At 51.7% G+C, this 12,746-nt stretch carries 14 protein-coding genes; 5 read left to right on the top strand and 9 right to left on the bottom strand.

The features are described from left to right. Positions 1-10: 10 nt before the first annotated feature. Positions 11-247 carry an envelope stress response membrane protein PspB gene (pspB, locus tag JYB63_RS09780; RefSeq protein ID WP_205657670.1) on the top strand — a complete coding sequence of 79 codons (237 nt, stop codon included), beginning with the start codon at positions 11-13 and terminating at the stop codon, positions 245-247. Between the two features lie 13 nt (positions 248-260). Further along, positions 261-668, top strand: coding sequence for an envelope stress response membrane protein PspC (gene pspC, locus JYB63_RS09775; protein ID WP_205657669.1), 408 nt, complete (start codon positions 261-263; stop codon positions 666-668). A gap of 50 nt (positions 669-718) precedes the next feature. Here pspC and JYB63_RS09770 read toward each other — a convergent pair whose 3' ends face one another. From JYB63_RS09770 to JYB63_RS09755, 4 genes are all read right to left on the bottom strand, one after another. Continuing rightward, positions 719-1,480, bottom strand: coding sequence for a lysophospholipid acyltransferase family protein (locus JYB63_RS09770; RefSeq protein ID WP_315982247.1), 762 nt, complete (start codon positions 1,478-1,480; stop codon positions 719-721). A gap of 23 nt (positions 1,481-1,503) precedes the next feature. Next, positions 1,504-1,983, bottom strand: coding sequence for a cyclic pyranopterin monophosphate synthase MoaC (gene moaC, locus JYB63_RS09765; RefSeq protein ID WP_205657668.1), 480 nt, complete (start codon positions 1,981-1,983; stop codon positions 1,504-1,506). Continuing rightward, complete coding sequence (locus JYB63_RS09760) at positions 1,980-3,107, bottom strand: lysophospholipid acyltransferase family protein (RefSeq protein ID WP_205657667.1); 1,128 nt, start codon at positions 3,105-3,107, stop codon at positions 1,980-1,982. Before JYB63_RS09760 ends, moaC begins: the two co-directional genes overlap by 4 nt. Before the next feature lie 133 nt (positions 3,108-3,240). Continuing rightward, positions 3,241-4,128, bottom strand: coding sequence for a DMT family transporter (locus tag JYB63_RS09755; protein ID WP_205657666.1), 888 nt, complete (start codon positions 4,126-4,128; stop codon positions 3,241-3,243). Positions 4,129-4,251: 123 nt separating this feature from the next. Between JYB63_RS09755 and JYB63_RS09750 the strand changes: the two genes are divergently transcribed. Then, on the top strand, positions 4,252-4,719 hold the full coding sequence (locus JYB63_RS09750) for an Lrp/AsnC family transcriptional regulator (protein ID WP_205657665.1): 468 nt from the start codon (positions 4,252-4,254) through the stop codon (positions 4,717-4,719). Position 4,720: 1 nt separating this feature from the next. Here the strand turns inward: JYB63_RS09750 and moaA are convergent, their stop codons facing one another. Continuing rightward, on the bottom strand, positions 4,721-5,725 hold the full coding sequence (gene moaA / locus JYB63_RS09745; RefSeq protein ID WP_205657664.1) for a GTP 3',8-cyclase MoaA: 1,005 nt from the start codon (positions 5,723-5,725) through the stop codon (positions 4,721-4,723). Between the two features lie 175 nt (positions 5,726-5,900). Between moaA and JYB63_RS09740 the strand changes: the two genes are divergently transcribed. After that, on the top strand, positions 5,901-6,269 hold the full coding sequence (locus tag JYB63_RS09740; protein WP_315982241.1) for a SirB2 family protein: 369 nt from the start codon (positions 5,901-5,903) through the stop codon (positions 6,267-6,269). A 58-nt stretch (positions 6,270-6,327) separates the two neighbouring features. Here the strand turns inward: JYB63_RS09740 and rfbD are convergent, their stop codons facing one another. Next, complete coding sequence (gene rfbD, locus JYB63_RS09735) at positions 6,328-7,260, bottom strand: dTDP-4-dehydrorhamnose reductase (RefSeq protein ID WP_205657662.1); 933 nt, start codon at positions 7,258-7,260, stop codon at positions 6,328-6,330. Between the two features lie 33 nt (positions 7,261-7,293). After that, positions 7,294-7,869: a single-stranded DNA-binding protein gene (gene ssb / locus JYB63_RS09730; RefSeq protein WP_205657661.1), complete on the bottom strand. Its 576-nt coding sequence runs from the start codon at positions 7,867-7,869 to the stop codon at positions 7,294-7,296. A 224-nt stretch (positions 7,870-8,093) separates the two neighbouring features. Between ssb and uvrA the strand changes: the two genes are divergently transcribed. Beyond that, positions 8,094-10,916, top strand: coding sequence for an excinuclease ABC subunit UvrA (gene uvrA / locus JYB63_RS09725; protein ID WP_205657660.1), 2,823 nt, complete (start codon positions 8,094-8,096; stop codon positions 10,914-10,916). Here uvrA and JYB63_RS09720 read toward each other — a convergent pair. Both JYB63_RS09720 and JYB63_RS09715 read right to left on the bottom strand, forming a co-directional pair. After that, the gene (locus JYB63_RS09720; protein WP_205657659.1) at positions 10,894-11,715 is read right to left on the bottom strand and encodes a substrate-binding domain-containing protein; all 822 of its coding nucleotides are present in this window, start codon (positions 11,713-11,715) and stop codon (positions 10,894-10,896) included. The two genes, uvrA and JYB63_RS09720, sit on opposite strands and share 23 nt — an antisense overlap. Then, on the bottom strand, positions 11,712-12,650 hold the full coding sequence (locus JYB63_RS09715) for a fatty acid desaturase (protein WP_205657658.1): 939 nt from the start codon (positions 12,648-12,650) through the stop codon (positions 11,712-11,714). Before JYB63_RS09715 ends, JYB63_RS09720 begins: the two co-directional genes overlap by 4 nt. Positions 12,651-12,746 lie beyond the last annotated feature (96 nt).

Below are 12,746 nucleotides of genomic sequence, written 5' to 3'. Positions count from 1 at the left end.
CGAACAGACGATGACAGCAATGGCGTTTTTCTTTGTGCCCTCCGTCATATTCCTCAGTATCGTCGCCCCCCTGTGGCTGATACTGCATTACTGGAGCAAGCACAAATCCAACCGGGGGCTTTCAGAGGATGACCAGCATCTGATGGCAAGCCTCACTCATACAATAGAAGGGCTGGAGCAGCGAATAGACAGCCTGGAACGCATTCTCGACGACCAGCATCAGGGCTGGCGACGGGAAAAGCACTGATCAGGAGATCATTATGCAGGACAATACAGCCAACAAAGCTAACGGTTACAACCGTAACCTCTACCGCAACCCTAAACGCGGCCCGCTGGCCGGGGTCTGCACAGGACTGGCGGAATACTTTGAAATTCCGGTCTGGGTAGCCCGACTGATTGCAATCAGCCTGTTTATCTTTGTCTCTCAGCTGTTTGTAATCGCCTACATTGCAGGCATTTTCTTACTGGCTAAACGCCCTGCAAGCCAATCAAGCACTCGCCGGCAACCACACCATGATAACGGACTGTTCCATTATCAAAAGCCCGCCAGCGAGCGCCTCAGGGACATTCATGAACGCTTACAGGCACTGGATAAGAAACTAAGAGGTATGGAAGGATACGTCACCTCGAAAAAGTATCAGTTCAACAGAGAAATAAACGACCTGTAACGTTTTGCAGGACATAAAAAACCCCGCCAGTGCGGGGTTTATTTTTATCTTCAGTCGACGACCTTCAGCGCTCTCAGCTGCGCCTCCATCCATTCCACAGAGGGATCATGCAGCGCATCAACAGTCGGCTCTTCAAGCTCAACCGGCTTACCGATTATCACCTTCACCGTGCCCGGCCGTTTCACAAAGCTTTTACCCGGCCAGTACAAACCTGCATCATGGACCAGCGGCACCAGCGGCACATTATTCGCCGCCGCCAGCATGGCACCACCCTTGTTGAATTTCCCTAACTGACCTACCGGCAAACGGGTTCCCTGCGGAAAGATGACAATATTAATACCTTCCTGTAACCGCTCTTTACCCTGGGTAATCAGCTGCTTCAGCGCGCCGCGACGCTTGCTGCGATCCAGCGCAATTGGCTTTAACATGCCCAAAGCCCAGCCAAATCCCGGGATACGCAACAGCTCCTGTTTCAGTACCGTACACTGCGGACGAACCAGGGTCTGTAAGAAGAAGGTTTCCCACTCACTGGAGTGGTTAGCCACGACCACATAAGCACCGTCTCTTGGCAGGTTCTCACGCCCCTCAATTTCGACCTTAACGCCACAGGTGACCCGCAACCAAAACATACAGAAGTAATTAATCACTGTAATAAGCCGGAATCTTGCCCGAAATGGCAACGCCCAGCCCACACACACGCAAAACAGCGAATAGATAAACATTACCGGGTAAAACACAGCATAAAACAAGCCGGCACGAATATAGGATAAAACCGATGCCGACTCGGTATGAGACATTTGCTCAGCGGTCACGATAGTGAATTCCTTGAAAGATATTAAACGTCAGCCTGCCAGTGTCCGCTTTTGCCGCCTTTCTTTTCCAGCAACATTACGTCAGACATTACCATGCCTTTATCCACAGCTTTACACATGTCATAGATAGTCAGGCCTGCAACTGACGCTGCGGTCAGCGCTTCCATTTCGACACCGGTCTGGCCAGCAAGTTTACAGGTCGCATGAATGACAATGCAGCTGTCTTCCGGACGGGGTGTCAGCTCCACTTTAACCTTACTCAGCATCAGCGGGTGACACAGAGGAATCAGATCAGCACAACGCTTGGCTGCCTGAATACCGGCAATGCGGGCAACAGCAATTACGTCACCTTTCTTATGCTCACCGGCAGTGATCATATGCAGGGTTTCCGGCAACATCTTCACCACCGCCTGAGCAGTCGCTTCGCGGCTGGTTACTGCCTTTTCAGACACATCCACCATGTTGGCGTGCCCGTTCTCATCAAGATGAGTCAAACCTGTCATACACCCTCCTGCAGGGTATGTTTATTCTTAACCGGGTTGGCATACATCTGACGCAGAATCTCCGCGGCAGTCGGCTCCAATCCCTGCAAACGCTCTTCAAACTGATTACGGTCCTGCGATGACGCTTCTGCGCTGTCTTCACCGGCAGCAATCAGATTGGAAGGGTGCAAATAATAGTTTTCAATAATCTGGCGATCAATCTCTGCAGCCAGTTCTTCCGGCGTTTCAATGTCCCGGATCACATTTCCGAAAGCTACATGGACATGCCCTTTATTCCCGGTAATGCCCTGCACAATGCTTTCAATATCTTCGTACTGGCCTTTCTCGTAATTGCCGTCCTGCTGTTTAGCAGACAACTCATTCGCTTTGGCAGAATCGCAGGGATCGTACTCGTAGGAAATAGAAACCGGCACAATGTTGATCCGGTCCAGAAACTCTTTAAACGAACGCTCTTTACGGTGCGACATATAGAACATTTTCAGGATAGCCGGATCAGTCGCATCATTGCCGTCTTTGGCCCGGCCTTCACGCTGCGCAATCCACACACTGTGCTCATCCTGCACCAGTGAATGATCAATATAGGCAGACAGCTGACCCAGCGCCGTTAACACTTCACGGCCTTTTGCCGAACGGTTCACAATAAAGCTTTTGTTCAGACGCATCAGGTCAGACACATAAGGCTTACGCAACAGGTTGTCGCCAATCGCAATACGCACAGTATCCAGGTTATTCTGATGCAGCACCCAGTTCACAAATGCCGGGTCCATCGCGATATCACGGTGATTGGAGATAAACAGATAAGCTTCATCGCTGTCGAGGTTTTCAAATCCGGAACAGCTCAGGCGGGTGGTGGTCCGGCTGATCATTTTTTCCATATAACCGGCAACCAGGCCCTGAAAATCCGCGATGGTTTTGATTTCATCCGTTTTCTGAGCCAGAAAAATACGGATAGCCGGCTTCAGCACAAAACCCAGCCAGGATGCCAGCTTCGGAAACTGGTAACGGGTAATTGCCGAAATAAACTCATCGTTACGGATCAGCTTATTCAGAACAAGATTTACTTCCCTGTCATGATACGGACGAATATTCTGATACGGATCATTCGGGGTGTTAGACTCGGCCATTAAGGCTCCTCAGCGAACTACAAACTTAAACAGCCTATTTTACCGCGAGACGCCAGAAATTTCAGTCCATTTCTTTGTTCTTTTGCCAACCTTTCGTCATAAAATGCCCCGAACTCCCCGAAAAATTCGCAACTCAGGCCTGCCGCCACTTTAAGGGCGACCAGTTCGCATTCATCGCCGCTGCCGACAGTAAAATTGCAGCAACACCCAACCACTGAGAAACGCTTAACAACTGATCATAAACCAGATAATCCACCATGATGGCAATCGCCGGATACAGAAAGGCAAGAATGGCAATCAGCGCTACAGGTAACTTCTGGTAAGCGGAATACAGAAAGATATACATCATGCAGGTATGCACCAGCCCCAGCACCGCCAGATAGCCCCACTGCTCAGCCAGCACCGGTAAGTCAGCCGTATCCAGTACCGGCCACAGCAGCAACGCACCGATAAACACATGTAACAGTGCAATTACTTCCGGCCGGACATCTGAAACCCTCCGGGTAAGTAGCGTCGTGAGGGCATACAGAACTGCCGCCCCCAGCGCCATCAGAAAGCCAAGAAACTGTTCTGAATCAGCCAATCCACTCCAGCGAAACTCGATAATCAGTAGCAATCCGGTGAACGCAAACAGATACCAGGGGAGTTTTTTAAGATCAAAGGTTTCCGCAAATAAAACCCGCGCTAACAACAATAAGAAAAATGGCTGAGTATGATAAACCGCCGTAGAAAGTGAGATCGACGCATACTGATAAGAGCCGAACAGCAGCAGCCAGTTAGCCACCAGCGCCACACCTGCCAGTGACGCAAACAACAGATTACGACCCCGCAACGGCCACGGGCTGAGAAATCCCCGCCACCAGCAGTAAAGCCCCAGCCCGAAAAGCGCAAAGACGCAGCGGAAAAACACAATGTTCCAGACGGGTAAATCAGCCTCTACCACGAAGAATCCCAGCGTACCGGAAAGCCCCATCGCCAGAACCATTTCTATAACACCGGTTTGCCTGCGGTTTAAATTCATCTCTCACACCCGATCAAACTGCTTGAACACAAGAAACAGTTTACGCCTGCCAAAAAAATCATCTATAAATAAACACAGGCAAATTCAGCTTATAACTTTATCTTTCACGGAAAAAATTACGATATGCCTTCATCATCAAAGACATTTACTCCTGACGGCATCGATATTGAAATCATCAACCTACTTGCCGAAAATGCACGCCAGCCAGTCAGCACATTAGCCAGCCAGATAGGCATGTCTGCGCCAAGTATCACTGAACGTATAAAAAGACTGGAAGAACACGGCGTGATAAGCCGTTACACCATCGAGGTAAATCTTGAAAAACTCGGGTTTACGCTGACATCACTGGTCAGGGTAAAGCCCCTGCCCGGGCAGTTACATCAGTTAGAAAAGCGCCTGACAGCCATGCCTGCGTGTATCGAATGCGACAAAGTAACGGGGGAAGACTGTTTTATAATACGTCTGGTATTACGCTCAATCGGCGATCTGGACGAACAGCTGAATCACATTGTGGAACTGGCCGAAACCAGCAGTGCTATCGTAAAGAAAAGCCCGGTGCCGCGACGTCTCCCGGCACTGGTGCGCGGCTGAATCAGCCGCCAGTCATGTTCATGAAGCGGACAATCTGCGGCTCAGCTTCCAGATCAAAGTAATGCCGTTCCGGCTTCAGATCCATCGACTCTATCAGTTTCTGTTTAAGAAGCTCATTATCGCCCGGATGGCTGCGCATCACTTCGCGCAGATCCATAGAGTGCTCATTCCCCAGGCAAAGCAGCAGGCGCCCCTCAACGGTCACCCGCACCCGGTTACATTCACCACAGAAATTGTGGCTGTGCGGTGAAATAAAGCCAACCTTACTGCGGCTGTCACTCATCCGGTAATACTTGGAAGGTCCGCCGGTTTTTTCAGTGCTGGAAAGCAGATCATATTCTTTGTTCAGCATTTCCAGAATTTCATCACTGGAACAATATGACTCAGCACGGTCGTGCTCAGTGATTGCCCCCAGAGGCATTTCTTCGATGAAGGTAATGTCGATCTCCCGGTCACGGGCAAACTCCACCAGATCGACCACTTCATCATCGTTACGGCCTTTCAGTACCACAGCATTGAGCTTAATGCCGTTAAACCCGGCCTCACAGGCAGCATCGATACCCGCCAGCACCTGATGCAAGCGGTCACTGCGGGTTAAACGCTGGAATTTATCTCTCTGCAGGCTGTCCAGACTGATGTTAAGGCGGTCAACGCCAAAACGTTTCAGGTCTTTCGCCATTTTTGGCAGCTGCGATCCGTTGGTGGTGATCAGCAACTCAGCCGGCAACTGACCCATTTTTTCAATCAGCCCGAGTACACCTTTACGCACCAGCGGCTCACCACCGGTCAGGCGCAGTTTATTTACCCCCAGATCCGTAAAGCTTTTCGCCAGATTATAGATTTCCTCCAGAGACAGCACCTGCTCACGGGGTAAGAATTCCATATCTTCAGACATGCAGTAAACACAGCGAAAATCACAGCGGTCAGTCACCGACAGACGTACATATTCGACCCGGCGGCCGAACTTATCGATTAAAACTGGCTGAGAAGATGTCGATTCTGTCATAACTGCAATCCGCCGCACTGGCTTCTGGTGAGTAAATCAGTGAGAATGAGCCGCCTTCGTCACAGAAGCGGAGCAATACTCACAAACCCAATTATACCTGTATATTGCGATTTAACTTACGTTAGTGCGCCATATATAGAAACGCTTATTTTAAGAGCCAAACTGACCTATGTACATGCTATTTAAACACCTGCACATGACCTGCGCCATGTTAACCCTGATTTCGTTTGCGATTCGCGGCTTCTGGATGCTGACCGATAACAGCCTGTTACAGCGCCGCTGGGTGAAAATAGCGCCGCATATTATCGACACTTTACTGCTGCTTACAGCAGTTGGCCTGATGATCACACTCAGTCAGTACCCGTTTACCGACGCCTGGCTAACAGCCAAACTGAGTGCGCTGATTGCTTATATCGTACTGGGAACCGTTGCATTGAAACGCGGTAAAACCAAAGCGATCCGCACGGTAGCACTGATTCTGGCACTGGCCTGCTGGGGATATATTTTTGCCGTAGCACGCAGCCACATGCCTTTTCCGTGGTAAGCGGCCCGTCGTACTGACAAACCAGATGAGCAGCTCCGGCCGGAGCTGCTGATAACCTTTAAGGCTGGATATCCTGTTCAGCCACCGGCTGATACAGAGTTTTCACCACATTGATCAGCTCATGCCGCCACGGAATCTGTCGAATGCCAAATGCGTTCAGCAACTTCTTGCATACCAGTACAGAAGATGCAGGACGTTCAGTATCCGTACCGTAATCTTTTGAAAGCACAGCCCGGATCTCCTGAGCACGAAACTCTTCATACTGACCCGCAGCTGCCAATACCGCTTCACTGAAACCGTAGCGAGAAGTCACTTCAGCGCCACAGTAATGATAAGTACCCCAGGCATCTGCACCGTTATGTACCTGCTTAAGCATGGCTACAATCACTCTGGCAATATCTGCAGCAGAGGTAGGGCAGCCACGGCGGTCATCCGCAGCATCAATCACATCCTGCTGCCGCGCCTGACGAAGCGCCCGCTGCATATAGTTATCGCCAACCGGGCTGAATACCCAGCTTACCCGCAGAATCAGGTGCCGCTCCAGCGTTAAACGCAAAGCTTCTTCACCAAGCCATTTGCTGTCGCCATAGACTCCAAGTGGCTTGGCTTCATCAGACTCCGCATAACCGCTGGCATAATGGCCATCAAACACGTAATCCGATGACAAATGCAGCACGGCGATATCACGGGCAGCGCAACTTGCTGCCAGGGTTTCAACCGCCTGGGTATTGCGCCGGTAACACTCATCAGGATCACGCTCGGCCTGATCCACATCGTTATAACCGGATGTATTGATCACATAGTCAGGCTGAACCTCATCAAGCCGCTGCTCCAGCGCCTGACAGTCATTAATATCCAGCTCAGCGTCACTAAAAGGTACCGGAATATAAAAGGCATCGGCCTGGGCAGCCAGATTCAGGAAGTGTCCGATCTGGCTGTCAGCACCAATAATGAGCAATTTAGCTGGCTGGGATATAAACGCCTTCAGCATAACTGACTATTACCTCACAACAGGAACAATGAATCAGAACGGGATATCGTCGTCGAAATCATCCATGCCCGGTGCAGGCTGTGGTGCCGGCGCCTGCTGCTGAGGCGGTTTCTGATACTGCTGCTGAGGCGCCTGTTGCTGAGGGGGTTGCTGATACTGCTGTTGCGGTGCCTGCTGCTGAGGCGGCTGCTGATACTGCTGTTGTGGTGCCTGTTGCTGCGGAGCTTGCTGCTGATAGCCACCCTGCTGCTGATAACCGCCATTATTATCGCCACGGCCGTCCAGCATCTGCATTTCACTGGCAACGATTTCTGTAGTGTAACGGTCCTGACCGCTCTGATCCTGCCATTTACGGGTACGCAGTGAACCTTCCAGATACACCTTGGAACCTTTACGCAGGTACTCACCGGCAATTTCCGCCAGACGGTTAAAGAACACCACACGGTGCCATTCGGTACGCTCCTGCTGCTGGCCTGTCTGCTTATCTTTCCAGCTTTCAGACGTCGCTACAGTAATGTTGGTAACCGCATTGCCGCTGGGCATGTATTTAGTATCCGGGTCATTACCCAGGTTACCAATCAGAATGACTTTGTTAATACCGCGTGCCATTGAATTCTCCACTCCCCCCAAGCATCCTGCGGGGCTATATTGCATCTGTTGATCTTGGTTCGGCCCCGGACGGTGACCGATTCATTTTCCTGGCGCCAAGCATAGCATATTTACCCCTTCGAACACCCGTCAATTATCTGTATAAATAAACAGCTTTTTAGGGTGCTTTTATATATCATCTGCCTCTATAATTGACTCCTTTTGCGCACAAGTCGGACATACTGATGGAACAAATCCTGGTTCGCGGGGCCCGTACCCACAATCTTAAGAATATCGATCTGGAAATTCCCCGCGATAAGCTGGTTGTTATCACCGGGCTTTCCGGGTCAGGCAAGTCATCGTTGGCATTTGATACCCTCTATGCTGAAGGCCAGCGCCGCTATGTAGAATCGCTGTCTACCTACGCCCGGCAATTCCTGTCGGTCATGGAAAAGCCCGATGTCGATCACATCGAAGGCCTGTCACCGGCAATTTCCATCGAGCAGAAGTCCACCTCGCATAACCCTCGTTCTACCGTGGGCACCATTACTGAAATATATGATTACCTGCGTTTGCTGTTTGCCCGGGCCGGTGAACCCCGCTGTCCTGATCACGACCTGCCGCTTGCAGCTCAGACTGTCAGCCAGATGGTCGATCAGGTATTAGCCCTGCCGGAAGGCAGCAAACTGATGCTGCTCGCGCCCATTGTTCAGGGCCGAAAAGGTGAGCACTTACACACCATCAGCGAACTGAAAACTCAGGGTTTTGTCCGGGCCCGTATCGATGGCATTGTGGTAGATATTGACAGTGCACCGGAACTGGATAAGAACAAAAAGCACGACATTGAAGCCGTGGTTGACCGTTTTAAAGTTCGTCCTGACCTGCAGGCCCGACTGGCAGAATCGTTTGAAACTGCGCTGAACCTGACTGACGGCATTGCCACCGTTTGCTACATGGACGGTGACGGCGAAGACATGGTGTTCTCAGCCCGCTTTGCCTGTCCGAAGTGTGGCCACAGCATTCAGGAACTGGAACCGCGAATGTTCTCGTTCAACAACCCTCACGGGGCCTGCTCCTCCTGTGACGGCTTGGGTGTAAAGCAATTCTTTGATCCGAAAAAAGTAGTCAGCGACCCAAGCCTGACCCTTTCTGAAGGTGCTATCCGGGGCTGGGACCGTCGCGCGCTGTATTACTTCCAGCAGTTAAAAGCGGTTGCCGCCCATTACGATTTTGATATCAACACCCCGTTTGGTGAACTCACTGCCAAGCAGCAAAAAGTCATTCTGCAGGGCAGCGGTAAAGAAAACATTGCATTCAAATACCTGAACGACCGGGGTGACTCCATCAGCAAGTCCCACCCGTTCGAAGGGGTACTGAATAATCTGGAACGCCGCTACCGGGAAACCGAGTCGGAAATGGTCCGTGAAGACCTGTCCAAATACATCAATATGCAGTCCTGTCCGTCCTGTGACGGCAGCCGTCTGCGCCGCGATGCTCGTCACGTATTCATCGCCACCGAGACTCTGCCACAAATTGTTGAGATGGCCATCGGTGACTGCTATGACTATTTCGAAACCCTGAAACTTACTGGCAAGCGTGGCGAAATCGCCGACAAGATCGTTAAGGAAATCCGTCTGCGGCTGGCTTTCCTGGTCAATGTAGGTCTGGATTACCTGTCGCTGGAACGCAGCGCTGAAACCCTCTCGGGCGGTGAAGCTCAGCGTATCCGTCTGGCCAGCCAGATCGGTGCCGGTCTGGTTGGCGTGATGTACATTCTGGATGAACCGTCAATCGGCTTACATCAGCGAGATAACGACCGCCTGCTGAAAACCCTGATTCACCTGCGGGACCTGGGCAACACAGTAATCGTGGTAGAACACGACGAAGACGCCATCCGTCTTGCCGATCATGTTATCGACGTAGGCCCGGGCGCCGGGGTTCACGGTGGTGAAATCATCGCCCAGGGCACGCCACAACAGGTGATGGACAACGAAAAATCCATTACCGGCGATTACATCTCCGGCCGCCGTAAAATCGAAGTGCCCAGCAAGCGTAACGCACCGGATGGCCGCTGGCTGAAATTGCTGGGCGCCACCGGCAACAACCTGAACAAGGTTAACCTGGAGATTCCGCTGGGTCTGCTGACCTGTGTAACGGGGGTATCCGGTTCCGGTAAATCCACCCTGATTAACGGTACGCTTTATCCGCTGGCAGCCACTGAACTGAACAAAGCCACAACCCTTGATGCCGCGCCGCACCTGGAGATTGACGGCCTGAAACAGATGGACAAGGTCATCGACATTGACCAGAGTCCGATTGGCCGTACACCACGTTCAAACCCGGCAACCTATACCGGTATTTTCACCCCGATCCGTGAACTGTTTGCCGGCACACAGGAAGCCCGTGCCCGGGGTTATAAGCCTGGACGTTTCAGCTTCAACGTTAAAGGCGGACGTTGTGAAGCCTGTCAGGGTGACGGTGTGATCAAGGTAGAAATGCACTTCCTGCCGGATGTGTATGTGCCTTGTGATGTCTGTAAGGGCAAGCGCTATAACCGCGAAACTCTGGAAGTAAAATACAAAGGTAAGAGCATCGACGAAGTTCTGGAAATGACCGTTGAAGATGGCCGTGAATTCTTCGATGCAATTCCGGCTCTGGCCCGCCGCCTGCAGACCCTGATTGACGTAGGTCTGAGCTACATCCGTCTTGGCCAGGCTGCCACAACCCTCTCCGGTGGCGAAGCCCAACGAGTGAAACTGGCCAAAGAGCTGAGCAAACGGGACACCGGTAAAACCCTGTATATTCTGGATGAACCAACCACCGGCCTGCACTTCTATGATATCCAGCAGCTGCTGAACGTGCTCTACCGCTTACGGGATCACGGCAACACCATTGTTGTTATCGAACATAACCTGGACGTCATTAAAACCGCGGACTGGATTGTCGATCTGGGACCGGAAGGCGGTACCAAAGGCGGCCACATCATCGCCACCGGCACACCGGAAGATGTTGCAGCCACTGAGCACTCCTACACCGGTCAGTTCCTTAAACCGTTGCTGGAACGCTAACCTCTGTCAGAGCATGTTTCTGCATCGCCCCGGTCAGCCGGGGCGACAGAAACAGATAGTCCGAAACATTACGCTCCACCAGCCCTTCTAAAAGCAAATCGGCTTTCAGTGATTCATCAAGTGTCGCTAGTCCCCGCATAAGGCTCTGACTGATCTGGCCGGCATACCTGCTGACCCCACTGATCATCGGCAAACAGGGGGTCGGTTCACTGAAACCTATCACCTGCAATGTCTCCGCCGCCGGCTCATAGCGTTGTGCCAGCACCCAGCTCACCGCGTCTATCGTCGCAATATCCGCCACACCTTCTGCCAGCATCTGCACTGAACGCCGATGACTGCCGGAAACACTGATACTCCCCAAAGACCCAGCCCCCAGGCTGTATAACAAGGCAGAAAACCCCGACTGGGAATCCGTTGCATTCACCGCAGCCCGAAGTGGCAAGGAAGGCTCTGTGACTGCACTGCCACTGAGACACACAGCATCGGCCTTAACCCCCGGTGCTGCCACAATCACACTGTTGTATTCCCCCACATTACAGCCTGCCAGCCGGTAAGCGGGACTGCCCAGTAAAGAAGTATGTTTATGCAGCCCCTGCGCAAAGGGTAATCCACAGGTTTGCCCCACCAGCAAAGACGACGAACACCATTGCTGCACAATATCGCCATCCTCAGTCAACAGCTCAGGTACGGTAATATCAGCAGGAAGATCTTCCCGTAGTACAGCAGCCAGATGCTGCCACATTGCAGCATGCTGCTCTTTCAGCTCTGGCCAGTCATACATGGGCAACCGGGCAATCATCCGGCCACCTCGCCGGAATTCTCCTGAATCGAGGTATCTGTTGTTACCGGCATCTGCGGATGGGGTACCGGCTCTTTAGCCTGCAGAAAATATGCTTTAAACACCTGCCGGTAATTGTCATACAGGTATTGCTGATTATCCGCCAGAAACTGCTCACGCTGCTCCCGGTACAACGCCGGCAATCGGTACCAGGCCACCCCGGGATACTGATGATGTACCGCATGGAAGTTATTATTCAGAAACAGAAATGCCAACAGCCCCCGGTCTTCGACCACCACGGTACGGGCCGCCACTGCAAAGTGCGCCCTGTGTTCCAGAAAAGTGCGGATCTTAAGAATCGATAGCCCTGCGTAAGCACACAGCAAATACAACCAGAGATTAACCTGCACCACCTCAACCAGCCACCACAGCATTGGAATCAGCCCCAGCAGATGCAGCAGATACGCCCGGATCACCGGCCAGTCACCAGCCATCACCGCCCGCAGATCGCTCCGGTAGAACAGCCACAGAGACAACGCCGGACCGATCAGCATTCGCCCGAGCAAACTGTTATTGAAGTTATAAATGTCCCTTACCGCTGTTGGCAGCGTTTGCCACCGCTGCGGATCGACATAATGCGATTCCGGATCATCGTAAGGATCCGTCAGGTTCTCATCCTGATGATGAATAAGATGGCTGTCCCGGAAACGCTCATAGGGCAGAAAAACACCGATTGGCAGGAACACCAGCAACTCATTCAGCCAGCGCCAGCCGGTAGGATGATTATGTAACACCTCATGCTGTAACGAAGACTGCAATGCAAGAATTACCGGTAAACTCAGCCATACTAAAACACTCCAGTCTGCTGCTGACATTGCCAGCCACCAACTGCCATAACAGGCAATTATCAGCAGTAAAGTTGGCCACTCAATCCGGATTCCGCGTCTGGCAGGCATATATATCTCCTTAAGTATCAATAAGAAAAGCATATGCCCTGACATTCGGTGAGGCTATTTGTGAATTTGTAATTTATGTATAAAATTTACAGCAAT

It is taken from the genome of Aliamphritea spongicola, from assembly GCF_017051665.1.
In the GTDB taxonomy this organism is placed as follows: Bacteria; Pseudomonadota; Gammaproteobacteria; order Pseudomonadales; family Balneatricaceae; genus Amphritea; species Amphritea spongicola.
The sequence above is the reverse complement of the archived record's forward strand: the minus strand, read 5'-3'. Positions and strand labels throughout refer to the sequence as shown.